The following is a 24,421-nucleotide window of genomic DNA, read 5'->3' as shown; positions in this document are numbered from 1 at the left end:
TGCGCGCTGGTTGCGCGTTTTGTCCATACCTCGGCAGCGGGGAGAAGGTGCGCAGCGACGCGCGGAACCTGGCACAGTGGAATGAGGAACGTTCGCGGCGCCGTGGGCGTTGGGTACGTGAACATGTGACGACAGGGACCAGTACACCGGTGCGGTGCAAGGAGGGCGAGCGCATGACGTACGACCGGTTGGTGTGCGCGAACTGCGCGGCGCCCGTGAGCGAGGGCCGGTGCCCGGTGTGCCGGGCCAACCGCGAGCGGTTGCAGCAGGAGAACTTCTTCGCGGGGCTGAACCCGACGGCGCTGATCGCGCTGCTGGCGGTGCTGATCGCGGCGCTGGCGCTGCTGGCGGCCCACCAGACCGCCTGACGCGGGCACGGACACACGCAGGGGCCCGGAGCGCTGTGCGCTCCGGGCCCCTCGCCGTGTTCGTGCGGCTACGCTCAGGCAGCCGCGCCGCGGCCGGCCATCACGCGCGGCAGCACGCGAAAGCCGATGCCGCCGGCGATCATCGTCGCGGCGCCGATCACCAGGAACGTCATCTCCTGGGCACCGGTCTCGGCCAGCTCCTCGCCGCTGCCCTGGGCGGAGGCGTCGGAGGCCGGGGCGTCCGTGCCGGTGTCGGTCAGGGCGGAGGAGCCCTCCTCCTGCGGGACGGTGTTGTTGCCGTCGGGGTCGGTGTTGTCCCCACCGCCGACGGAACCACCGTCACCACCGGTCACACCGCCGTTGCCGCCGGTCGCACCGTTGCCACCCGTGGCCCCGCCGTTGCCACCGGTGTTGCCACCGTTGCCGCCGCCGTTGCCGCCGGACGCACCGCCGGAGGAGTCGTCGCCACCGGACGCACCACCGGAGGAGTCGTCACCACCGGACGCACCACCGGAGGAGTCGTCACCACCGGACGCACCACCGGAGGAGTCATCGCCACCGGACGCACCACCGGAGGAGTCATCGCCACCGGACGCACCACCGGAGGAGTCGTCACCGCCGATGCCGCCACCGATCAGACCGCCGATGGAGTCGTCACCACCGGACCCACCACCGGTCGAGTCGTCGCCGCCCGAGGCTCCGCCGGAGGAGTCGTCACCACCGGACGCACCACCGGAGGAGTCATCGCCACCGGACGCACCGCCGGAGGAGTCGTCACCGCCGGACCCACCACCGGTCGTGTCGTCGTCGCAGTCCGGGCCGGTACCGATGTCACAGGGGTCGGGCTCGTCGGCCTGGATGCCCACGCCGACCTGGGCGCCCTCGTCACCGAGACTCGCGCCCGCGCCGACACCGATGGCGGACGCCGCGCCCGCGGCGGTCAGGGAGGCGCCGGCGGCGATCACCGCGCCCGCGGCTATGCGCGCGACACGGATCCGCGTCTTCTTCGTCATGTAGTTGCTACCCCCAGTAGCCGAATAGTCAGTGAGGCGGCGCTCGGGGCCGTGATCGACGGGGGCAGCTCGACATGAAGGTCAAATCCCCCGGTTCACATGCGCCCCGGAAATACGCATGCCGCGCCTCACCCTTCCGATTTTTCACAGCAACGTCAAGGTCGTTGCGTACGCGATGTCCAGGTACAGGGCGTATGCCGGAAACGTAAGGCCGTGAGTGTGCTGTAAAACCCGGACATCACCGACAGACAAAAGGCAACTGCCGCCCCGAAGGCGGCAGTTGCCTTGTCGACAAAGCGGTGTTTCCGCAGGCCGGCTACTTCTCCTGCTGCTTGCGCCAGCGAATCCCGGCCTCCAGGAAGCCGTCGATCTCACCGTTGAACACGGCCTCGGGGTTGCCGACTTCGTGCTCGGTCCGCAGGTCCTTGACCATCTGGTACGGGTGCAGCACGTAGGACCGCATCTGGTTGCCCCACGAGTTGCCGCCGTCGCCCTTGAGGGCGTCCATCTTGGCCTGCTCCTCCTGGCGGCGCCGCTCCAGCAGCTTGGCCTGGAGAACGTTCATCGCCGTGGCGCGGTTCTGGATCTGGGAGCGCTCGTTCTGGCAGGAGACGACGATGCCGGTCGGGATGTGCGTGATGCGCACCGCGGAGTCGGTGGTGTTCACGCCCTGGCCACCCGGGCCGGAGGAGCGGTAGACGTCGATGCGCAGGTCGGACTCGTCGATGTCGACGTGGTCGGACTGCTCGACGACGGGGAGCACCTCGACGCCCGCGAAGGAGGTCTGGCGGCGGCCCTGGTTGTCGAAGGGCGAGATGCGCACCAGGCGGTGCGTGCCCTGCTCGACGGAGAGGGTGCCGTAGGCGTACGGCGCCTGGACGGCGAAGGTGGTCGACTTGATGCCGGCCTCCTCCGCGTACGACGTCTCGTAGATCTCCGTCTTGTAGCCGCGCTGCTCCGCCCAGCGCAGGTACATGCGCTGGAGCTTCTCGGCGAAGTCGGCCGCGTCGACGCCGCCGGCCTCGGCGCGGATGTTGACGACCGCCTCACGGGCGTCGTACTCACCGCTGAGGAGCGTGCGGACCTCCATCTCGTCCAGCGCCTTGCGGACGGCCGTGAGCTCGGACTCGGCCTCGGCGCGGGTGTCCGGGTCGTCCTCCTCCTCGGCCATCTCGAAGAGCACGGCGAGATCGTCGATCCGGCCGCGCAGCGCCTCGGCCTTCCTGACCTCGGCCTGGAGGTGGGAGAGCCGGCTGGTGATCTTCTGCGCCTCGTCCGGGTTGTCCCACAGGGACGGCGCGGCCGCCTGCTCCTCGAGCACGGCGATGTCTGCCCTCATCTTGTCGAGGTCCAGAACGGCCTCGATCGACTCCATGGTCGAGGAGAGGGACTTGAGCTCTTCGGATACATCGACGACTGCCACGCATCCAGCGTAACGGCTCTGCCAAGCGGTCCACGCCGGGTGCGGGCGAGCGGGCGGGTGCGCCGCCTCACGGTGCCGCGGGGGCGGAGTTCTTCGTGTCCTGCGGCTGGGGGCCCGGGTCGTCACCCGACGTGGCCAGCCAGGTACCGGCGCCGACCGCGGCGACCAGGGCGAGGGCCCCGGCGCCGAGCGCCGCCCGGCGGCGGCGGGTCGCGGCCCGGTTGCGGGCCGAGCCGGGGCGCGGGGCGCCGCTCGCGCGCGGGGCGCGGGCGGTGCCGCGGGCGCCGCCCGCCAGTTCGTCGGGCGCCGGCACCCGCATGGAGGTGTGCGTGTCGCGGTTGGAGCCGGCGGGCTTGGCACCGGGCACGAGCGGCACCGCCCCGCGGCGGCGTACGGGCTCGCCGCGGCCCGCGGACGGCTCCTCCTGGGCGTCGGGGGCCTCGTCCGGCTGCTCGGCGCCCGGCTCGTCCACCTCCAGCGGCGGCATCCCGGCCAGCAGGGGCAGCAGCTCACGCAGCCGGGCGGCCAGCTCGGAGGCGCGCAGCCGGGAGGCCGGGGCCTTGGCCAGGCACTGCACGAGGAGCTGCCACAGCTCGTCCGGGATGCCCGGGAGCGGGACGACGGTCTCGGTGACGTGGCGGCGCAGGACGGCGCCGGGGTGGCCGCCGCCGAACGGGGTGAAGCCCGCCAGCAGCTCGTACAGGACGGTGGCGAGCGCGTAGATGTCGACGGACGCGCGCGGGGGCAGGCCCTCGACGATCTCCGGGGCCAGGTAGTCCGGCGTGCCGATGATCTTCGTGGCGCGGGTGCGGCGCGGCGTGTCGATGAGCTTGGCCACGCCGAAGTCGGTCAGCAGGGCGCGGTGCGAGGCGCCCGGGCCGAGCGGGCCCTGCATGTCCAGCAGCACGTTCTCCGGCTTGACGTCGCGGTGGACGACCCCGGCGGCGTGCGCGGCGGCCAGCCCGTCGGCGACGTCGGCGGTGATCGCCACCGCGGCCTCGGGCGCGAGCCGGCGCTCACGGTCGAGCCGGGTGCGCAGGTCGGTGCCCCGGACCAGGTCCATGACCAGGGCGAGGTCGTTGCCGTCGACGACCAGGTCGCGCACGGAGACGACGTTCGGGTGCTCCAGGCCGAGCAGGGCGGTGCGCTCCTGTACGAAGCGGCCGACGAGTTCCTGGTCGGACGCGAGGTCCTCGCGGAGCAGCTTGATCGCAACGGGACCCTCCGGTCCCTCGCCCAGCCACACCGTGCCGGCGCTGCCCCGCCCGAGGATCTGGTGGGCGGTGTACCGGCTGCCGATCTTCCGTGCCAAGACTGCTCCTACCGACGCGTGTTGTCGCTAAAACTACGCGCCCGAGGAGCCGGCCTTCACCGAGGCGGCGGAAATCACCCGCGGGATGTCGACAAATCCCCAACCTGGTCGCCGCCGGGCCGGGTGCCGGTACCGCCTCAGGAACCGCCGCCGCTGCCGCCCAGGTCCTGGACCCAGGAGGAGAAATCGCCGATCCAGGTGGTGATCTGGTCCCAGTAGCCCTTGCCGGTGCCGATCCAGTCCTGGAGCGGGCTCAGCTCCCAGACCAGCCAGCCGGCCACGAAGAGGACGACGAGCGTGAACAGGCAGCCCTTCAGGCAGCCCAGGCCGGGGATCCGCATGGGATTGGCGCTGCGCTGCCGCGGCGGCCGGGGCTCGCGCCGGGGGCGCTGCGGCTCGGGCGTGGGCGCCGGGGCGTACCGCTGCGGCTGGTGCTGCGGGGGCTGCTGGGGCTGTTGCTGGGGCTGGGGGGTGGCGTAGCGCTGCGGCCGGCCCTGCGGCGGGTGGCCGTATCCCTGGGGCCCGCCCTGCGGGGGCTGCTGCGGTTGCTGCGGCCGGGCGACCTGGCGCTGCGGGCGGCGGCGCAGCGGGTCCTGGGAGGGGTCGAGGTACTGGACCTGCGTCTGCTCGTTGCGGTCGCGGGCGGCGCGGAGCTGGTTCTGCCAGGGGTGCGGATCCTCGGGGCCCCCGCCCTGGCCCTGGCCGTGCTGACCGTGCTGTCCGGGCTGTCCCGGCGGGACCGGGGGCATCACGGCGGTCGGGTCGGCCGCGCCGCGGTTCGGCAGGACGGAGGTGGGGTCGGCCGCGCCGGCCGGGCCGCCGGTGTGCGGCAGGACGCTGGTCGCGGCGTTCGGGTCGTACGCCCCCGCGCCCTGGGGCAGCACCTGCGTCGGGTCGGCGGCGCCGGGCGTGCCGGGCACCTGGGCGGGCGCCGGGTCCGGTGCGAGGAGCGCGCCGACGCCCTCCGCGGCGGCGATCTGCGCGGTGGTCGCGTGCACGCCGATGCCCTCGGCGACGGTGCGCAGGCCGCGGGCGAGGTTCTCGGCGGCGGGACGCTCGTCGGGGTTCTTGCGCAGGCAGCGCTCGATGACCGTCCACAGCGGGCCGGGGACCGTGGAGGGGCGGCGCGGCTCGGAGCTGAGGTGCTGGTGGAGGACTTCCAGGGCGGAGCCGCCGGAGAACGGCGGACGGCCGGTGACCAGCTCGTACAGCAGGATGCCGGCGCCGTAGACGTCGACGGCGGAGGTCTGCGGGCGGCCCTCGGCGGACTCCGGCGCCACGTACGCGGGCGTGCCGACGAACTCGTGGGTGCGGGTCAGGCCGGGCGAGTCGGCGAGGCGCGCGATGCCGAAGTCGGTGAGCATCGGGTGCATCTCGCCGCCGTCCTGCTTCAGCAGCACGTTGGCCGGCTTCAGGTCGCGGTGCACGACGCCGTCGGCGTGGCTGGCGGCGAGCGCGTCGGCGATCTGCGCGGTCAGCAGCGCGGCGGCGACGGGCGTGAACGGCCCGTTCTCGCGGAGGTAGCGGTGCAGGTCGGGACCGTCGACGAGGTCCATGACGAGCGCCAGCAGATCGCCCTCCACGACCAGGTCGCGGACCCGGACGATGTTCGGGTGGGTCAGCCGGAGCAGCACGGACCGCTCCCGCAGGAAGCGCATCACGACGTCGGCGTCGTTCGCGAGCTCCTCCTTGAGGACCTTGATCGCGACGGTCTCGCCGGGCTGTCCGGGCACGGCCGCCTCGGCGCCCGCGGTCTCACGCTGGCGGGCTCGCCAGACGGTCCCCGTGGCGCCGCGTCCGAGCGGCTCCTCGAGGAGGTACTTGCTGCCTACCGGCCGCACGTCATGCGCTCCCTGTTGCTTGCTGGCGTTTCCGACCCACTGTAATGCCGCCGTGCGCGGCACCGGGCTGTCGTCGTGGTGTGACCCGTCCCCGGGCCCGGGGGGCGATCTTCAGGACACCCGCCGGGAGACGCGCCCCGTGCGCCGCCCGTTCCGCTTCCGGCGCGTGTTCGAAGGAAAGACGCTCGACCCGGTCCGTTGGTTGCCGGGCTCGGACGTGACCGATCTCAAGCGGCGCTCAAACGATCACCCGGGCGGCACTGGTCAGGCACTTTTACGGGCACAGCCGACCAATCAAGATCATTTGACGGCGGGCGGCGGGCGAGCTGTCAGTGGCAGGTGCGAGGATGCCTCCAGTACTGGCCGACGTGTTCGTGTGGCGGTGGGGGAAGTGATGCAGATCCGGCTGACCGTCGAGGACCCGCTGCGCCGGTCCACCGCAGCGGCCCCGGACCGTGCCGCGAGCTGCGACGTGCTGGTCACCGCGCCCGCCGGAACGGCCCTCGCGGCGGTCGCCTCGGCCCTGGCCTCGGCCCTCCCGGGCGGCGACGCCTCCGCTTCCGGTTCCGTGGTGCTCTACGCGGGCACCAGGCGGCTCGACGCCCAGCGCTGCACCCTGGGCGAGCCCCCGCTGACCGACGGTGCCGTGCTGTCGCTGGGCGCCCCGGGCGAGCCGGAGCCCCATCCGGAGGTGGACGAGGCCCCGGCCCAGCTCCATGTGGTCGCCGGCCCCGACGCGGGCGGTGTCCACCTGCTGCACGGCGGCCAGATCCGGCTCGGCCGCTCCGCCGACGCCGACGTCGCCCTCGACGACCCGGACGTCTCCCGGTTCCACTGCGCGGTGACCGTCGCCGCCGACGGCCGCGTCACCGTCGCCGACCTCGGCTCGACCAACGGCACCACGCTGGACGGCGCCCCGGTCGGCGACCGCCCCGTCGGCTTCGCGCCGGGCGCCCTGCTCCGGATCGGCGAGTCGGCGCTGCGGCTGATGCCGGGCCGGGCGGCGGAGCGGGTGGTGACGACGCCGGACGGCGAGGGCCACGTACGGGTGGCCGTGCCGGCGGAGGCGGGCGGGGTTCGCGTGACCGTCCCCGGGGACGAGGGACGCGGGGGCGTCGCGGCCGAGGGGCTGCGCGGGGGTTCGGGTTCGGCGGCACCGGGTGGTGGAGGCCCGGCGGTGCAGGGGGCTGGTGGCCCGGCGGTGCAGGGGGCTGGAGGGTCTGAGGCGGAGAGGGGTGGTGGTCCGGCGGCTGAGGGGGCCTGTGCGCACTCCTACGGCGCCGCGGGCTGGGGCGCCTCCGATGCCTCGCCCGGTGCCCGCGGCCACGGCGCTTACGGGGCGCCGACCGTGCCGGGGCAGGCCGGCGCCCCGTCGATCGAGACCCACGGCGAGCCCCACGGCGGGACCCACCCGCCGGCCTCCGCGTCGCGCGCCGGGGACCGCCCGTCCGTTCCCGGGGCCGACACCGACGCCACGCACGCCGGGCGCCGGCCCGAGGCGGACGCCCAGGAGCCGGCCGTGGGGAACCACACCAACCACACCGCCGGGCGCAAGGGCACCCCGGTGCGGGGCACCGACGCGCCTCAGGGCGTCCGCAGGCGCGGCGGCCTCACGGCGTGGGCGCGACGGCTGACCGGCGGACGCGGCGAGCCGGGCACGGCCAGGCGTCCGTCGTACGACACGGAGCCGGCCGACGGCCCGGTGACCGGGACTCCGGTGCCCGCGCCTGCGGTGCCGGAGCGGTGGCCGGACCCGGCCGCGCTGCTGCTGACGGCGCTGGGTCCCGGCTCCCGGCTGTGGGAACGCGGGCCCGGACACCCCGAGGCGCTCACGGTGCGGCTGGGCACGGCCGACCGGGTCGCGCCGGGCGGTTCGACGCCGCTGCCCGCGGTGCCGGTGACCGCCGGTCTGCGCGAGGCCGGTGCGCTCGGGCTGGCGGGCCCCCGTGAGCGTCTCTCCGGGCTGGCCCGTTCGGTGCTGGCCCAGCTCGCCGCGCTGCACTCCCCCGACGTGCTGGAGATCGTGCTGATCAGCGCGGACCGCTCCCGTCCGGTGCAGGAGCGCACCGCCGAGTGGTCGTGGTCGGGCTGGCTGCCGCATCTGCGTCCCGGGCACGGTCAGGACTGCCGGCTCCTGCTCGCCCACGACCGTGAGCAGGCCTCGGCGCGCGTCCAGGAACTCGTCCGCCGTCTGGAGGACCACCTGGCCGACGCCCGCGCGGGCAGGGCCCGTCCGACGGCACTCGTCGGCGACGGAGCGGGAGGGCCCGCCTCCGGGCAGCCGACGGCGGGAGCGCCCTCGCCCGGGGGACCGGCGTCCGCGTTCCCCGGCTCGGCGGCACCCACTGCGCCGGCCTCCGCCGACCCGTCGGCACGACCGTCGGGCGCGACCTCCGCGGCGCACGGTTCCCTGTCGCCGGCCTCGGGGGGAGAGACTCCCGGGTCCCCGGCCTCCGGGTCCCCGGCCGACGGGACGCCGGCATCCGGAGCCCTGATCTCCGGGACCCCTTCCTCCGGCACCACGGCATCCGGCGCCACGTCCGCCGGGGCCCCCGGCGCCACGGCCCCCCGCCTCCCCGGCCCCTCCGCCCCGCCCGTCGCGGAGCCCGGCTCCCCGGTTCCCGGCGCGCCCGCCCCCGCCGAGTCCTCACCGTCGGCCGCACCGGCCCCCTCCGCCGCCGGCTTCCCCGACGCCGCAGGCTCCCCCTCCCCCACCGGCGTCCCCGCGCAGCCCACGGCCGTCGCGCACGGCGTGGCCGACGCACCGGCCGGCGAGTGCCCGGCCCCGCGGACTGCGGCGGGGGACGCGGCCGCCGGCACCGTCCGGCGGCCCTCCTGGGCGAGGGAGGACGGGGAGGCCGACGAACCGGCGGGCTTCCCGGGGCCGTACACGGTGGTCGTCGTGGACGGCGACCCCGGCGGCGCCGACGTCCGCGAGGCGGTGGCCCGGCTGGCGCTGGAGGGCCCGCGGGCCGGGATCCACGTGGTGTGCCTCGCCGAGACGTCCGCCGCCTCCCCCGCCTCCCCGGTGACGGAGACGTACGAGGCGGCCTGCGCGGTCTCGCCGGTGTTCCGGGAGTGCGGTGCCGTCGCCCTGCTCAGCGGCGACGTGGCCACGGCCCTGCGGCTGCTCCGCGTCGCGCGTGCCGGCGTCCCCGGGACCGGGCCCGACGCCGCGCGGCCGGGCCCGGTGGGCCACGGCACCCTCGGCACGGTGGACGCCGTCTCCCTGCCGTGGGCCGAGCGGTTCGCGCGGGCGCTGGCCCCGCTGCGCCCCGAGGGCACCGGCGGCCGGCGGCACCCGCGCGTGTCCGCACCGCTGCCCCGGGCGGCGCGGCTCCTCGACGAACTGGGCCTCGCCCGGGCCACCCCGGCGTCCCTGATGGCGCGATGGGCGGACGCGGCGGACGACACCACCGCGCTCGGCGGCCGGGCGCAGGGCGTGCTGGGCGCCGGACCGCGCGGCCCGGTCACCGTGGACCTCGCGGCCGAGGGACCGCACCTGCTGATCGAGGGACCGCCGGGCAGCGGACGTACGGAGCTGCTGCGGGCGCTCGTCGCCTCCCTGGCCTCGGCCGAGCGGCCCGACCGGCTGGGCATCGTCCTGATCGAGGGCCGGGACGGCGTGGGCACCGGCGGCTCCGGGGGGACGTCCGGCGAGGGCCTGAGTGGTTGCACGGACGTTCCGCACGTCACGACCCACCTGACCGCCAACGACCCGGTGCGCATGCGGGAGTTCGCCCAGTCGCTGAGCGCCGAGCTGAAGCGCCGTGCCGAGCTGCTCGGCCGCTCCGCCTTCACGGAGTGGCACACCGGGCGCGAGATCTCCGGCCGGTTGATCGCCCAGCGCACGGCGGGCTCCGGCACCGGCACCGGCACCGGCACCGGCACCAGTGCAGGCACGAGTACAGGCACAGGTGCGGGCACCACCCCCCGCCCCGGACCCGGAGCGGGCGCCACCGAACCGGCCGGACCCGTCACCCCCTCCCGTCCCGCCCCGGCGACCCCGCCCTCCGGCTCCGTCCCGGCCCAGGGCGCCGCGGACGTGGAGGCTCCGCCCAGTGCGACGCTGCGGCTGCGGCCGGGCGCCTCCCGTCGGCGGACGCAGGCCGCGCCGCCGCTGCCCCGGCTCGTCGTGGTCGTCGACGACCTCGACGCCCTGGTCACGCCCGCCCTCGGTTCCCCGGGGCGGCCCGCGGCGGGTTCCGTGATGCGGGCGTTGGAGGCCGTGGCCCGCGAGGGCGAGCGGCTCGGCGTCCACCTGATCGCGGCGACCGCATCCGGCGGCCGTACGGCGCAGACGGAGCCGGCGCGCCGGGCCACGCTGCGCGTCACCCTGGACGCACCGGTGCCCGGTCCGGACGAACCGGCGCCGGGACGCGGCCGGCTCACCCTCCCGGACGGCCGGGTCGTACCGCTTCAGGCCGGGCGCGTCACCGGGCGCATCCCCCGCACGGCGACCCTGCGCCCGACGGTCGTCCCGCTGGAGTGGCAGCGCATGGGCGACCCGCCCACCCGCCGCCCCGTGCGGGAGCTGGGCAACGGCCCCACGGACCTGGCACTGCTGGCGAGCGCGCTGGAGCGCGCGGCCCGCGAGGTCTCGGCCGCCGAGGTCCCGTCCCTCCTCTGACAGCGCCCCGCACCCCCCGCCCGCCCCCTCCCTCGGCGCCCGCCCTGACCCCCGGTCACGAGGGGGTCACGATCCCCCGGTTGACAAGGGACGCGCTCTTGCCGCCCCCGACCCCCCGGGCGTACACCAGACCGCACGGGACAGCGCCGAACGTTCGACGGACGATGCACGAAGAACGGGGCAGTGATGCGCACGAGCAGCACCATCGGGACACGCAGGACCGTCAGGAAGACCACGAGAGCCGCGACAGCCCTCGCCGCCGCGCTGGCACTCTCGCTCACCGCGTGCGGCGGTGACGACGACGGCGGCGACAAGGGCGACGGCGGCCAGGGCGGCGCCGACCGGCAGACCGAGAGCGCGGTCACCCTGCCCAAGCTGGACGGCGAGACGCTCGAGGTCGCCGCCGTGTGGACCGGCGCCGAGCAGGAGAACTTCAAGAAGGTCCTCGCGGAGTTCGAGAAGCGCACCGGCGCCAAGGTGACCTTCGTTCCCGCCCAGGACCCGATCATCAACTTCCTCGGCTCGAAGATCGCGGGCGGCGCCCCGCCGGACGTGGCGATGCTGCCGCAGCCCGGCGCCATCAAGCAGGCCGTGGACAAGGGCTGGGCCAAACCGCTGGGCGCCGAGGCGCTCAAGGAGCTGGGCGAGAACTACTCACAGGGCTGGCAGGACATCGGCAAGGTCGACGGCAAGCAGTACGGCGTCTACTACAAGGCCGCCAACAAGTCGCTGATCTGGTACAACGCGCAGGTCTTCGAGAACGCGGGCGTCGGCGAGCCGACGACGTGGGACGAACTGCTCACCACCGCGCAGACGGTCTACGACTCCGGCGTCACCCCGTTCTCCGTGGGCGGCGCGGACGGCTGGACCCTGACCGACTGGTTCGAGAACGTCTATCTCTCGCAGGCGGGCCCGGAGAAGTACGACCAGCTGGCCAAGCACGAGATCAAATGGACCGACCCGTCGGTGAAGGAGGCGCTGACCACCCTCGCCGAGATCTGGGGCAAGCAGGACTACATCGCGGGCGGCGCGTCGGGAGCGTTGCAGACGGAGTTCCCCGCCTCGGTGACGCAGACCTTCACCGGCGGTGCCCAGCCGAAGGCCGGCATGGTCTTCGAGGGCGACTTCGTGCAGGTGAACATCGCCGAGACGGACGCGCAGGTCGGGCAGGACGCCAAGGCGTTCCCGTTCCCGGCGGTCGGTGACACCGCGCCGGTGGTCTCCGGCGGCGACGCGGCCGTGATCCTGGAGGACTCGAAGGCGGCGCAGGCGCTGGCCACCTGGCTGGCCTCCCCGGACGCGGCGACGATACAGGCGAAGCTGGGCGGCTACCTGTCGCCGAACAAGAACGTGGACGCCTCCGCGTACCCCAACGACGTGCAGCGCGGGATCGCCGAGGCGCTGATCGAGGCCGGCGACGACTTCCGCTTCGACATGTCCGACCAGGCCCCGCAGGCCTTCGGCGGCACGCCCGGCAAGGGCGAGTGGAAGGCGCTCCAGGACTTCCTGAAGAACCCGAAGGACGTGGCGGGCGCTCAGCGGAAGCTGGAGGCCGACGCGGCCGCCGCCTACGGGAACTGAGGCGATGGCACCGGCTGCCGCGGAGGGTGTCGCCAAGACCGTGGTGACGCCCTCCGCTCCCCGTCCGCGCAAGAGCGTGACCGGCACCCGCAAGGCCGTGGCGGCCCTGTTCCTGCTGCCCGCCCTGGTGCTGCTCGGCGCGCTCGTGGTCTACCCGATCGGGTACTCGGTCGTCCGCAGCTTCTACGACCAGTCCGGCGACTCGTTCGCCGGACTCGACAACTACCAGGCCCTGTTCACCGACGACGGCATCCGTACGGCGCTGAAGAACAACATCGTCTGGGTGGTGTTCGCGCCGACGGTGGCCACCGCGCTCGGTCTGATCTTCGCCGTCCTCACCGAACGGGTGCGCTGGGGCACGGCGTTCAAGCTGGTCGTCTTCATGCCGATGGCGATCTCGATGCTGGCGGCCGGCATCATCTTCCGGCTGGTCTACGACCAGGACCCGGACAAGGGCGTCGCCAACGCGGTGTGGGTCGGCGTGCACGACACGTTCGCGCAGTCGTCGGCGTTCCCCAAAGCCCACCCGGGCCGGGAATCGCCGCTGGAACCGGCCGGCGGCGGCGCGTTCGTCACCAGAGAGCCGGTCCGGGCCGGCGAGGCGGTGGCGCTGCCGCTGGTCGGCGTCGCCCCCGACCTGATGCCGGACGACGCGAAGACGGCCGCGGCGCCGAAGGCCGAGCCGGGCAAGGTCACCGGCACGACCTGGCAGGACTTCACCCGGGGCAAGGGCGTCGGACAGCTCAACGGTGTCGACGGCGGCGAACTGGGCTATGCCGGCATGCGGATCGAGGCGGTGAAGGACGGCCGGGTCGTGGCGTCGACGACGGCCGCCGCCGACGGCACGTTCACGCTGCCCGCCGCGGCCGACGGGGCGCTGCTGCGACTGCCCGGGGACAACTTCGAGGAACCGTACAACGGCCTGAACTGGCTCGGGCCGTCGCTGGTGACGCCCGCGATCATCGGGGCGTACGTGTGGATGTGGGCGGGCTTCGCGATGGTGCTGATCGCGGCGGGGCTGGCGGGCGTGCCCCGGGAGCTGCTGGAGGCCGCGCGGGTCGACGGGGCCAACGAGTGGCAGGTCTTCAGACGGGTCACGGTGCCGCTGCTGGCGCCGGTGCTCGCGGTGGTGGTCGTCACCCTGATGATCAACGTGCTGAAGATCTTCGACCTGGTGTTCATCATCGCGCCGGGCTCCTCGCAGGACGACGCGAACGTGCTCGCGCTGGAGCTGTACCGCAAGGGCTTCGCGGCGGACCAGCCGGGCGTCGCCAGCGCGATCGCGGTGTTCCTGCTGCTGCTGGTGATCCCGGTGATGTGGTTCAACATCCGTAGGCTGCGGCGGGAGGTCAGGCGATGACCGCGGACGCGGGTTCTCTCACCAAGGCGGAGCCGAGGCCGCCGGCCGCCCCCGCCGAGCCGAAGCGGTCGCTGGGCTCCCGGCTCGCCGAGGGGGTCAGCGGCGGCCTGGTGCGGGTGTTCCTGATCGTGGTCGGCCTGTTCTGGCTGGTCCCGACGATCGGCCTGCTGCTGTCCTCGCTGCGCACCCCGCGGGACATGGCGGGCAGCGGCTGGTGGGAGGTGCTCACCGAGCCCTCCCGGCTCACCTTCGAAAGCTACGACGAGCTGCTCGCCAACGGCGACATCACCGACTCCCTGGTCAACACCGTGCTGATCACCGTCCCGGCGACGGTCCTGGTCGTCGTCATCGGCTCGCTGGCGGGCTACGCGTTCGCCTGGATGGAGTTCCCGGGCCGCGACTGGTGGTTCCTCGGCGTGGTCGGGCTGCTGGTGGTGCCGGTGCAGGTGGCGCTCATCCCGATCGCCGAACTGTTCGGCACCGTCGGCCTGTTCGGGTCGATGCTGGGCGTGATCCTGTTCCACGTCGGCTTCGGTCTGCCGTTCGCGGTGTTCCTGCTGCGGAACTTCTTCGCGGAGATCCCGCGCGAGCTGCTGGAGGCCGCCCGCCTCGACGGCGCGGGCGAACTGCGGCTGTTCGCCCGGGTGGTGATGCCGCTGGGCGGGCCGGCCATCGCCAGCCTGGGCATCTTCCAGTTCCTGTGGGTGTGGAACGACATGCTCGTCGCGCTGATCTTCTCGGACTCCGGGAGCCAGCCGATCACGGTCGCCCTCCAGACGCAGGTACGGCAGTTCGGCAACAACATCGACGTGCTGGCGCCCGGCGCGTTCATCTCCATGGTGATCCCGCTGGCCGTGTTCTTCGCGTTCCAGCGGCAGTTCGTGTCCGGCGTGATGGCGGGCGCCGTGAAATAGCCGCGCACGCAACGGGCTTGGGGGCGGACCGGCGGCAACCGGTTCGCCCCCTTTCGTGCCCGTGCGGGTCCCCCGAATGCCGTAGGCGGCGTAACCAAGTCACTCCGCCGGCCGTTCCCGGGCCGAACGCCCGCGCCGACCCATGGATGTCCCCGTGCCCCGGTTCAGTGTCATCGTCCCCGCGTACCAGGTTCAGGCGTATCTGCACGAGTGCCTGGATTCGGTGCTGGCGCAGTCGTACACCGACTTCGAACTGATCGCGGTCGACGACTGCTCGCCGGACGCCTGCGGCGCGATCATCGACGAGTACGCGGCCCGCGACGCGCGCGTCCGTGCGGTGCACCTGCCCGAGAACGCCGGCCTGGGCGCGGCCCGCAACGCCGGGATGGAGCGGGCGAGCGGCGACTACCTGGTCTTCCTGGACGGCGACGACACCCTCACCCCCGACGCGCTGCGGGCGATCGCCGACCGGCTGAAGGAGACCGACGAGCCGGACGTGCTCGTCTACGACTACGCCCGGACGTACTGGACGGGCGAGGCGGTGCGCAACCAGGCCGCCGCCCTGCTCACCGAGGACGGCCCGGCACCGTTCCCGCTGACGGACCGGCCGGGGCTGCTGCACCTGCTGATGGTCGCCTGGAACAAGGCCTGCCGCCGGGAGTTCGTCGAGCGCGCCGGCCTCGCCTTCCCGCCGGGCTTCTACGAGGACACGCCGTGGACCTACCCGCTGCTGATGACGGCGGAGTCCATCGCCACCCTGGACCGGGTCTGCGTGCACTACCGGCAGCGCCGGCGGGGCAGCATCCTGGGCACGCCCAGCGAGCGGCACTTCGACGTCTTCGACCAGTACGACCGGGTGTTCGCGTTCCTGGAGTCGGACCCGGAGCTGGAGCGCTGGCGGCCGGTGCTCTTCCGCCGCATGGTCGACCACCTGGCGACGGTGTACTCCCGGCCCGACCGCCTGCCGCGCCGGGCCCGCGCCGCGTTCCTGCGCCGGGCCCGCGCCCACTACCGCCGCCACCGGGTCCCCGGCGCCGCCGTCACCCCCCGGACCCGCGTGCACCTGACGCTGGTCCGGCTGGGCCTGTACCGCACGTACCGGACCGTGCGGCTGGCGGCGGCCCTGGCCCGCGGCGTCCGCAAGCACCTCGCGGGGCTGCTGCGCACCGTGCGCGGCGCCGCGCTGCGCCTGCACTACCGCGTGCAGCGGCTGCTGCCGGTCCGCGCCGACCGCGCCCTCTTCGCCTCCCACGGCGGACTGGGCCACGGCTGCAACCCGGGCGCCCTGGAGCAGGCGTTCCGCACGTTCGTCCCGCACATCCGCACCGCGTGGGCCGCCGCGCCGGCGCACCAGCACACCGTGCCGCCCGGTCCGCGCCGGGTGGTTCCCGGCACCGCCGCGTACTTCACGGAGCTGGCCCGCGCCAAGTACCTGGTGCACAACACCGAGTTCGACCCGCGGCTGGTCAAGCGCCGCGGACAGGTGCTGATCCAGACCCTGCACGGCACGCCGCTGACCCGCACCGGCCTCGATCTCCAGGAGCGCCCGGCCGCGGCCCGCGGGACGGACTTCGCCCGGATGCTGCGCGGCGTCGACACCTGGGACTACGTCGTCACCGCCAACCGTCACTCCACCCTGACCTGCGAGCGGGTCTTCCCCGGCGGCTACACCACGCTGGAGGTGGGCCAGCCGCGCACCGACGCCCTGCACACGGCCACCGCGGCCGACGTGGCCCGGCTGCGCGAGCTGCTCGGCGTCCCCGACGGCGCGGTCGCGATCCTGTACGCGCCCGCGCACCGCGGCTACCGCCGCGCCCAGCGCCCCGGCCTGGACCTCGAGCGGGTGCTGCGCCGCCTCGGCCCGCGTTTCGTGGTGCTGTCCCGTGTCCCGCACGTCCGGCACGCGGGCACCTCCGGGCGGCTGATCGACGTCAGCGGCCATCCGAGCGTCCAGACGCTGTGCCTGGCCTCGGACGCGCTGGTGACCGACTACGCGCCGCTGATGTTCGACTACGCGGGTCTGGACCGGCCGATCGTGCTGCACGCCGACGAGACCGAGGCGTTCGAGGCGGTCCACGGCACCTGTCTGGACCTGCGCGCGTTCCCGCCCGGCGCCGTGGCGCGCGGCGAGGACGAGCTGATCGGCATCTTCGCCGACGGCCACTGGCGCGGCTCGCGCTCCGCGCAGCTCAGGTCGGCGTTCCGCGAGCGGTTCTGCCCGTACGACGACGGACACGCCGCCGAGCGGGTCGTGCGCCGCGTGGTGCTGAACGAGAGCGGCCGGCCGCCGGTCGTCCCGCTCGGCGAGCGCCGCCCGGCCCCCTCCGCGGCGTCGGCGCTGCCGCGCTCGCCGCTGGCGTCCGTTCCGCAACCGGGCGGCCCGCAGCCCGTCACCCCGAGCCGCTGACCGCCGTTTCCCACAGGGAGGCCACATGCTCCGCAGCTCCTCGCGGCCCACCCCGACCCGGCCGCCCGCCCGACGGCCGACGGGAGGGCCGGGTCGCCGCCTCGGCTGAGGCGCCCCGCGGCACGGGGCCCACGGCAGTCCAGCGGCACGGGGCCCACGGCAGCACCAGGTGGGCCCGCAGCAGAAGACGACAGAAAGAACAGAATGCCCCGCTTCAGCATCATCGTCCCGTCCCATGGGGTCGCGGGCCGGCTGTCCCAGGCGCTGGACTCGGTCCTCGCCCAGTCCTTCGGCGACTTCGAGCTGATCCCGGTGTGCCAGACGCCGGACTGCTCCGCGGCGGACGTCGCCGCCGTCATCGCCGAGCGGGACTCGCGGGTGGCGCCCGTGCACTCGCCGCCGTCGGACGGCCTGGCCGGGGCGCGCAACGCGGGGATGGCGGCGGCGACCGGCACCTACCTGCTGTTCCTCGACGGCGACGACGTCCTCGTACCGGGCGCCCTGGCGGCGCTGGACGCACGGCTGGCCGGGACCGGCGACGACGTCGACGTGCTGTACTTCGAGCACGAGCGCACCCCCTGGTGGGAGGGCGAGCCAGGCAACCCGGCCGCACCGCTGCTCGCGGGCGCCCCGAAGGGGTCCTTCCCGCCGGAGCGGGCCCCGCACCTGACCGGCGTACGGCTGCCGGCGTGGAGCGCCGCCTACCGCCGCGCGTTCCTCACCGAGCGGGGCCTGCGCTTCCCCGCCGGGCACTTCACCGACGTCGGCTTCGGCGGCCTGGTCGCGGTCGGCGCGGCCCGCATGGCGGTGCTGCGCGCCGTCGTCGTACGGCACCGGGCGCGACGGCAGGGCAGCCGGCTGAACCTGCCCGGCGCGCACCACGGCGACCTGCTGGACCAGGCCGAGCTGGTGCTGACGCACGCCGCCGGGGCGGACCTGCCGGACGAGCGGCGCCGGGCGCTGTTCGAGCACCTCTTCGCGGCGGTCCTGAGGACGGCCGCGCATCCGCGCCGACTGCCGCCCCGGCACCGCCGCGCCTTCTTCCGCCGGGCGAGCGCGCTGTACCGGCGCCACCGCCCCGCCGGCTTCCGGCCGCCGGGCGGCAGCCTCGGGGTGCAGCACCGGCTGCTGGCGGCCGGCTCGTACGCGGCGTTCCGGGCGCTGCGCGGCACCAACCGGGCCGCCGGCCGGGTGCTGCGGGCGCTGCCCCGCCCGGAGGGCCTGCGCACCCGGCTGCACTACCGGCGCCACCTGCGCCGCCCCCTGGACGCGCACCTCGCCGTGTACTGCGCCTACTGGGGCCGCGGCTACGCCTGCAACCCGGCCGCGATCCACGCCAAGGCCCGCGAACTCGCCCCGCACATCCGCTCGGTGTTCCTGGTCGAGGCGGACCAGGCGCACACCATGCCCGAGGGCGTCGACCACGCCGTCATCGGCAGCCGGCGCTACTGGGAGGTGCTGGCCCGCGCCAAGTACCTGATCAACAACGCCAACTTCGCGGAGGGCGTGGTCAAGCGCCCCGGCAGCGTGCACCTCCAGACGCAGCACGGCACGCCGCTGAAGACGATGGGCGTCGACCAGTCGACGTACCCGGTGGTGGCGGCGGCCACCGGCAGCTTCGCCAAGCTGCTGGGCCGGGTGGACCGCTGGGACTACAACCTCTCCTCCAACTCCCACTCCACCCGCATGTGGGAGCGCGCCTTCCCGGGCTCCTACGAGCAGCTGGAGTACGGCTATCCGCGCAATGACGTGTACTACACGGCGACCGCCGAGGACGTGGCCCGGATCCGGCGCGAGCTGGGCGTTCCGGACGGGAAGACGGCCGTGCTGTACGCGCCGACGCACCGTGACCACGAGACCGGCTTCGGCGCGGGCCCCCTCGACCTGGAGGCGTTCTGCGAGGCGGCCGGCGAGGACGTGGTGGTGCTGCTGCGCGCCCACTACTTCTACGACCGGGGCGTGGCACGGAGCGCCGGCCGGGTCATCGACGTGACCGCGCACCGCTCCGCGGAGGACGTCTGTCTGGCCGCCGACGCGCTGGTCACGGACTACTCGTCGATCATGTTCGACTACGCCAACCTGGACCGGCCCATCGTGGTGTACGCCGACGACTGGGAGGTCTACCGGGAGACCCGGGGCGTGTACTTCGACCTGATGGCGGCGCCGCCCGGCCCGGTGGCGCGCACCCCGGAGGAGCTGGCGAAGGTCTTCGCCGACGGCTCGTACGCGGGGCCGGAGTCGGCGGCGCTGCGGGCGGCGTTCCGGGAGCGGTTCTGCGAGTTCGACGACGGCCGGGCCGCCGAGCGCGTCGTGCGCCGGGTGCTGCTCGGCGAGCCGCCGGAGGAGATCCCGCCCGTGGCCCCGCTCGCGGAGCGCGTCCCGGCCCCCGCCGCCACCCTCGTTAGGAGCTGACCGGAAGTGCCCCGCTTCAGCGTCATCGTCCCCTGCTTCAAGGTGCAGGGGTTCCTCGCCGAATGCCTCGACTCGGTTCTCGGGCAGTGCTACCGCGACATCGAGGTGATCGCCGTGGACGACTGCTCGCCGGACGGCTGCGGCGCGATCCTCGACGACTACGCCGCCCGCGACGACCGGGTGCGCGTGCTGCACCTGCCGGAGAACGCCGGCCTCGGCCGCGCCCGCAACGCCGGGATGCCGCACGCCACCGGCGACTACCTGTTCTTCCTGGACAGCGACGACACCCTCACCCCGGGCGCGCTGCGGGCGATGGCCGACCGGCTGGCGGAGGCGGACGACCCGGACGTGCTGGTCTTCGACTACGCGCGGACCTACTGGTGGGGCGGCACCCGCCGCAACGTCCTGGCGCGGGTGCTCACCGAGGCCGGGGAGGGCACGTTCACCGCCGCCGAGCACCCGGAGATCCTCGATCTGCTGATGGTGGTGTGGAACAAGGTCTACCGGCGCGACTTCGTCGAGCGGGAGGGCTTCGTCTTCCCGCCCGGCTACTACGAGGACACGCCGTGGACGTTCCCGGTGCTGCTCAGCGCCGGGCGGATCGCCGTGCTGGACCGGATCTGCCTGAACTACCGGCAGCGGCGGCAGGGCAGCATCCTGTCCACCACCAGCCGCAAGCACTTCGACATCCACCGGCAGTACGAGCGGGTCTTCGCCTTCGTCGACGCCCGCCCGGAGCTGGCCGGCTGGCGCCCCTTCCTGCACGCCAAGATGGGCGAGCACTGCCTGGACATCCTCGCCAAGCCCGACCGGCTGCCCCCGTCCGACAAGGCCGAGTTCTTCCGCCGCACCGCGGAGATGTTCCGCGCGCACAAACCGCAGGGGGCGGCGGTCCCGCCGGAGCTGCGGGTGCTGGAGCGGGGCTACGCCGCCTACCAGGTCCGCCGCCAGGCGGGCCGGGCCGGGCGGGAGCTGGGGCGGCGGACCCGGCAGGCGCGCGGTGCGGCGGCCGGACGGCTGGGCCGGCTCCGGTCGGCGGTGCACGCCCGCCGACCGCTGGACCCGGGCCTCGCGGTGTACTCGGCGTTCTCGCACCGGGGCGTGCTCGGCGACCCGGCGGCGATCTACCGCAAGGCCCGGGAGATCGCCCCGGAGCTGCGCGGGGTGTGGGTGGTGCGGGACGAGGAGACGGCCCGGGCGCTGCCCCCGGACACCGAGCACGTGATCCTCGGCAGCGCCGCCTACCGCCGGGTGACGGAGCGGGCCGCGTTCTTCGTCAACAACGTCAACTGGCCCGGTGCCGTGCCCAAGCGGCCGGGCAGCGTGCACATCCACACCCACCAGGGCACCCCGCTGAAGTTCATGGGCGCCGACCTGCTCGGCAAGCCCGGCGCCCGCTTCCAGACGGACGTGCCGGCGATGCTGCGCCGCGCCGACCGCTGGGACTACAGCCTGGTCGCCAACCGGCACTCCGAGCTGGTCTGGGAGCGGGCCTACCCCTGCCACTTCGCCTCGGTGCGCAGCGGCAGCCCCCGCAACGACGCCCTGGTCACCGCGGCGGCGGACGACGGTGCCGCCTTCCGGTTCCGGTACGGCATCCCGGAGGACCACACGGTGGTGCTGTACGCGCCGACCCGCCGGGACTACCGCCGGGGCGGGCACGTCGACCGGTTCGACCCGGCGCGTCTCGCGCGGGACCTCGGCGAGGGGCACACGCTGGTGGTCCGGCTGCATCCGTCGCTGGCCGCCGGGCACGCGCGCGGGCTGGGCCTGGCGGAGCTGCACCGGCGCGGGGTGCTGGTCGACGCCACGGACGAGCCGCACGTCGAGGAGGTGATGCTCGCCGCGGACGCGCTGGTCACCGACTACTCCGCCCTGATGTTCGACTACGCCAACCTGGACCGGCCGATCGTGGTCCACGCCGACGACTGGGGCGCGTTCGCGGCCAGCCGCGGCGCCTACTTCGACATCACCGCCGAGGCGCCGGGCCATGTGGCCCGGTCCTACCGGGAGCTGGCGTGGCTGTTCACGTCGGGGGCGTGGCGGGACGAGGAGGCGGCGCGGCTGCGGGCGGCCTTCCGGGAGCGGTTCTGCGAGTTCGACGACGGGCGGGCGGCCGAGCGGGTGGTGCGCACGCTGATGCTGGGCGAGGAGATGCCCGCGCCGTCCGCGACGGTCCCGGGCGCCCGTTCCGTCGCCCCCGCCGGCCGCGACGCGCTGGCCTCGTCATGAGCCCGCGCCGCTGGGTACTGGTGCTGGCCGCGGTGTTCGCCGTGCTCCAGCTGGCGAACGTCACCGGACGGGACACCCCCGACACCAAGAACTACCTGTCGTACGCGCTGAGCCTGACCGGTGAGACCAAGCGGGAGGCCGCGGCGGCCACCATCGACCACTTCTGCCTCAGCGGCGCGTCGACGGCGCGCCGGAACCAGAGCGTGGACGTGGTGCACTTCCACCGGGCCGACCCCACCGACCGGGTGATGAGCGAGTGCCACCGGGAGCAGTGGCGGCTGGTCGACACCCGGCTCGCGGCCGGGCAGACCGCCGGGCACACGGTGCCGTTCATGCCGGAGCGCTTCCAGCGCATCTTCGAGGTGCGGCCCGGCTACCCGGTGTTCCTGGTGCCGTTCGTCACCGTGCTCGGGGTGACGTGGGGGGTGTGGGCGGCGAGCGTGGTCATCGCCGCGGCGGGCGGGGTGCTGGCCTTCCTGGTCCTGCGCACCCTGTCGGTGCCGGTGCCGCTCGCGCTGACCGGGCAGGCGCTGTACTACGTCCTGCCGTGCGGGACGACCGCCATGCGTCCGATGACCGAGGGTCTGATGATGGCGCTGACGCTGGCGGCGGTGTGGGGCTGCGCGCTGGTGCTCGAGGGTCGGCGGGTGCGGGCCGGGGTCGGGCTGGTGGCCGGTTCGCTGGTGCTGCTGTTCACGGTCAAGCACTCCCAGTCGCTGTTCCTCGGCGGCTGTATGGCGCTCGCGGGCGCGGCGCTCGCCGTGCGGCGGCGCCGACGGGGGCGGCCGGCGGGCCGGGGCGTCCTGGCGGTGGCGGGGGTGGGGCTGGCGGCGGCGGCCGGCACGCTGCTGATGGCGCGGCTGCTGCACTACCCGACGATGACGGACAGCGTGCAGGACCTGCTCACCGGCCACTTCTCCCGGCCGGACCGGGAGCGGCCGTGGCGGGAGTTCGTGCAGTTGCAGGGCAACTTCTGGCTGGAGTGGCTGCGCCGGCAGCTGTGGGAGCCGCTGTTCGTGGCCGCGCTGGCCGCCGGGGCCTGGGGCGCGCTGCGCCGCCCGGCGTTCGGCGGCTTCCTGGCCGCGGCGGCGTTCACCGGGTTCCTCACCCAGGCCGGTCACCCGGACATCAACATCTGGGGCGAGCGGCTGATCGTGCTGGCGTGGCTGCTGCCGGTGGTGGGGCTGCCGCTGCTGCTGGAGCCGGTGGTCCGCGCCGGCCGGGTGGCGCTGCCGGCGCAGGGGCACGTCGATTATCACTCGATCAGGTGATCTGACGTCATGCCGTTGATCCGCCCGGGAACATACGGCAAATGCCCCGAAAGTACTTCTTTCCGACAAATCTGTGAGCGCCGGAGTCCTCGACCGGCGGACCGTGCGCGGCGCGACGGCGCTGCGCGGCGGCCGTGGGTGGCGTCCCACGCCGTACCAGGTCGTCGGTCTGCTGTTCTGGCTGGTGATGACGCTGGCGTACTGGGCGGTGCCGCTGTGCTGCGACGCCGGGCAGCACGCGGCCGTCGTCGAGCGCCTCAAGGCCGACCTCCTCCATCCCCGCCACCCGATGGCCGACCTGCCGGGCGCGGGCAGCGCCTACTACTCGCCGTACGCGCTGGCGCAGGGCGTGTTCGCCCGGCTGACGGGACTGGGCGGCTGGGAGGTGGTGCGGCTCGCCGGGCCGCTGAACCTGCTGGTCCTGCTGACCGGCATCGGGCGCCTGGTGCGGGTGCTGACGCCCCGGCCGTGGGCGCCGGTCCTGGCGCTGGCGGCGATGACGCTGCTGTGGGGCACCGAGCGGGCGTGGTGGAGCGGCTACCTCGGGCTGATGTCGATGACCGGCAACCTCGGCTACCCGTCGGCGTTCGCGATCGGGCTGACGTTCTGGGCGTGGGCGCTGACCGCGGAGCGGGCCCGGGACGTGCGCCGGGTGCGCTACGTCGGGCCGAGCGGCCTGCGCGGCTTCGCGGGCTACGCCGGACTCGGCGTGCTGTACGGGCTGATCCTGCTGGTGCACCCCATCACGTCGGTGGCGGCGGCGCTGGGCGCGGTGGCGTTCGTCGCCGGCACGCAGCGCGGGTGGCGCGGGGCGGTCGCCGGACGCTGGGCGCTGACCGCCTCGGTGGCGGGGGTAACGGCCGCGGCCTGGCCGTACTTCGACGTGTTCGCCCTGGCCGGGGACGACAGCGTCGACGGCATGCACCGGGTGCTGTACCTGAATCTGCCGGGGCAGTTCTGGCTGGCGCTGCTCGGGCTGCCGGCGCTGTGGCTGCGCGGGCGGCGCTCGGCCCGGGACCCACTGGTGCTGCTGTTCGCCCTGGACTGCCTGGTGGTGGCGTACGGCTGGGTCAGCGGCCACTACACCTACGGCCGGATCCTCGGGCTCACCCTGGTGCCGCTTCAGTTCGCGCTGGCGGTGGAGCTGGCGGCGCCCCGCCCCTGGCGGCCGTGGCGGCGGCTGCTGGGCGGGGCGGCGGCCGCGGGCGCCTGTCTGGGCTTCCTCACCGTGCACGCGGGGGCCGTGGTGCCGCGCGCCCTGGACCCGGTCGGTTTCGAGCAGCCGCCCCACTGGCCGACGTACGCCTGGGCGGCGCGCCACATCGCCCCCGGCGAGGCGGTCATCACCGACGGGTACTACGCCGTCCACGCGATCGCCGGGTACGGCCCCGATCTGGCCGCGCCCGCCTGGCCGGACCCGTCCCTGGACGAGCGGGAGCGGCGGCGGCGCGTGGCCGACGTCGAGGCGTATCTCGCGCCCGGCTCGACCCGCGCCGAGCGCGCCGCCATCGTACGCCGCTACGACGTGCGCTGGCTGCTGCTGACGCGCTGGCAGCCGGTGCCCGAGGAGGCGGTGGTGGTGGCCTGGAGCGAGCGGACCGGCGAGGTGCTGGCCCGGGTGGGCGCACCCGGGACGCCTGCTCGATGACGAGGCCGC

Annotated in this window: 14 protein-coding genes; 10 read left to right on the top strand and 4 right to left on the bottom strand. The window is 74.6% G+C overall.

Annotated features, from left to right (window positions below; genetic code table 11):
- Nucleotides 1-173: 173 nt before the first annotated feature.
- Complete coding sequence (locus ACZ45Q_RS03755) at nucleotides 174-368, top strand: hypothetical protein (RefSeq protein WP_468254438.1); 195 nt, start codon at nucleotides 174-176, stop codon at nucleotides 366-368.
- Between the two features lie 74 nt (nucleotides 369-442).
- On the opposite strand, the gene ACZ45Q_RS03750 is transcribed toward ACZ45Q_RS03755, so the two are convergent.
- From ACZ45Q_RS03750 to ACZ45Q_RS03735, 4 genes are all read right to left on the bottom strand, one after another.
- Nucleotides 443-1,381, bottom strand: coding sequence for a hypothetical protein (locus ACZ45Q_RS03750; protein ID WP_468254436.1), 939 nt, complete (start codon nucleotides 1,379-1,381; stop codon nucleotides 443-445).
- Nucleotides 1,382-1,697: 316 nt separating this feature from the next.
- A complete protein-coding gene (prfB, locus tag ACZ45Q_RS03745; protein WP_468254434.1) occupies nucleotides 1,698-2,804 on the bottom strand; it encodes a peptide chain release factor 2 in 1,107 nt (368 codons plus the stop codon).
- Nucleotides 2,805-2,871: 67 nt separating this feature from the next.
- On the bottom strand, nucleotides 2,872-4,116 hold the full coding sequence (locus ACZ45Q_RS03740; RefSeq protein ID WP_468254432.1) for a serine/threonine-protein kinase: 1,245 nt from the start codon (nucleotides 4,114-4,116) through the stop codon (nucleotides 2,872-2,874).
- 137 nt (nucleotides 4,117-4,253) lie between these two features.
- On the bottom strand, nucleotides 4,254-5,957 hold the full coding sequence (locus ACZ45Q_RS03735) for a serine/threonine-protein kinase (protein WP_468254430.1): 1,704 nt from the start codon (nucleotides 5,955-5,957) through the stop codon (nucleotides 4,254-4,256).
- 394 nt (nucleotides 5,958-6,351) lie between these two features.
- On the opposite strand from ACZ45Q_RS03735, the gene ACZ45Q_RS03730 reads away from it, so the two are divergent.
- From ACZ45Q_RS03730 to ACZ45Q_RS03690, 9 genes are all read left to right on the top strand, one after another.
- Nucleotides 6,352-10,587 (top strand): FHA domain-containing protein, encoded by a 4,236-nt coding sequence (locus ACZ45Q_RS03730; RefSeq protein WP_468254428.1) that lies wholly within the window; start codon nucleotides 6,352-6,354, stop codon nucleotides 10,585-10,587.
- Nucleotides 10,588-10,773: 186 nt separating this feature from the next.
- A complete protein-coding gene (locus ACZ45Q_RS03725) occupies nucleotides 10,774-12,168 on the top strand; it encodes an ABC transporter substrate-binding protein (protein ID WP_468254426.1) in 1,395 nt (464 codons plus the stop codon).
- 4 nt (nucleotides 12,169-12,172) lie between these two features.
- Nucleotides 12,173-13,528: a carbohydrate ABC transporter permease gene (locus ACZ45Q_RS03720; RefSeq protein ID WP_468254423.1), complete on the top strand. Its 1,356-nt coding sequence runs from the start codon at nucleotides 12,173-12,175 to the stop codon at nucleotides 13,526-13,528.
- Nucleotides 13,525-14,442 (top strand): carbohydrate ABC transporter permease, encoded by a 918-nt coding sequence (locus tag ACZ45Q_RS03715; protein ID WP_468254421.1) that lies wholly within the window; start codon nucleotides 13,525-13,527, stop codon nucleotides 14,440-14,442. The genes ACZ45Q_RS03720 and ACZ45Q_RS03715 overlap by 4 nt, the downstream gene beginning before the upstream one ends.
- 154 nt (nucleotides 14,443-14,596) lie before the next feature.
- A complete protein-coding gene (locus ACZ45Q_RS03710; RefSeq protein WP_468254419.1) occupies nucleotides 14,597-16,849 on the top strand; it encodes a bifunctional glycosyltransferase/CDP-glycerol:glycerophosphate glycerophosphotransferase in 2,253 nt (750 codons plus the stop codon).
- A gap of 204 nt (nucleotides 16,850-17,053) precedes the next feature.
- Nucleotides 17,054-19,261, top strand: coding sequence for a bifunctional glycosyltransferase/CDP-glycerol:glycerophosphate glycerophosphotransferase (locus ACZ45Q_RS03705; RefSeq protein ID WP_468254418.1), 2,208 nt, complete (start codon nucleotides 17,054-17,056; stop codon nucleotides 19,259-19,261).
- Between the two features lie 6 nt (nucleotides 19,262-19,267).
- Nucleotides 19,268-21,493: a bifunctional glycosyltransferase/CDP-glycerol:glycerophosphate glycerophosphotransferase gene (locus ACZ45Q_RS03700; RefSeq protein ID WP_468254415.1), complete on the top strand. Its 2,226-nt coding sequence runs from the start codon at nucleotides 19,268-19,270 to the stop codon at nucleotides 21,491-21,493.
- Nucleotides 21,490-22,764, top strand: coding sequence for a hypothetical protein (locus tag ACZ45Q_RS03695; RefSeq protein ID WP_468254413.1), 1,275 nt, complete (start codon nucleotides 21,490-21,492; stop codon nucleotides 22,762-22,764). Before ACZ45Q_RS03700 ends, ACZ45Q_RS03695 begins: the two co-directional genes overlap by 4 nt.
- Nucleotides 22,765-22,837: 73 nt before the next feature.
- On the top strand, nucleotides 22,838-24,412 hold the full coding sequence (locus ACZ45Q_RS03690; protein ID WP_468254411.1) for a hypothetical protein: 1,575 nt from the start codon (nucleotides 22,838-22,840) through the stop codon (nucleotides 24,410-24,412).
- The last annotated feature ends 9 nt before the right edge of the window (nucleotides 24,413-24,421 follow it).

Source organism: Streptomyces sp. NPDC031049 (genome assembly GCF_055571015.1).
The sequence above is the reverse complement of the archived record's forward strand: the minus strand, read 5'-3'. Positions and strand labels throughout refer to the sequence as shown.

Excerpts from the sequence above, each read along its gene's own strand:
- ACZ45Q_RS03725 (WP_468254426.1), top strand. The coding sequence starts at position 10,774 with ATGCGCACGAGCAGCACCATCGGGACACGCAGGACCGTCAGGAAGACC.
- ACZ45Q_RS03715 (WP_468254421.1), top strand. The coding sequence starts at position 13,525 with ATGACCGCGGACGCGGGTTCTCTCACCAAGGCGGAGCCGAGGCCGCCG.
- ACZ45Q_RS03695 (WP_468254413.1), top strand. The coding sequence starts at position 21,490 with ATGAGCCCGCGCCGCTGGGTACTGGTGCTGGCCGCGGTGTTCGCCGTG.
- ACZ45Q_RS03755 (WP_468254438.1), top strand. The coding sequence starts at position 174 with ATGACGTACGACCGGTTGGTGTGCGCGAACTGCGCGGCGCCCGTGAGC.
- ACZ45Q_RS03750 (WP_468254436.1), bottom strand. The coding sequence starts at position 1,381 with ATGACGAAGAAGACGCGGATCCGTGTCGCGCGCATAGCCGCGGGCGCG.
- ACZ45Q_RS03730 (WP_468254428.1), top strand. The coding sequence starts at position 6,352 with ATGCAGATCCGGCTGACCGTCGAGGACCCGCTGCGCCGGTCCACCGCA.
- ACZ45Q_RS03705 (WP_468254418.1), top strand. The coding sequence starts at position 17,054 with ATGCCCCGCTTCAGCATCATCGTCCCGTCCCATGGGGTCGCGGGCCGG.
- ACZ45Q_RS03720 (WP_468254423.1), top strand. The coding sequence starts at position 12,173 with ATGGCACCGGCTGCCGCGGAGGGTGTCGCCAAGACCGTGGTGACGCCC.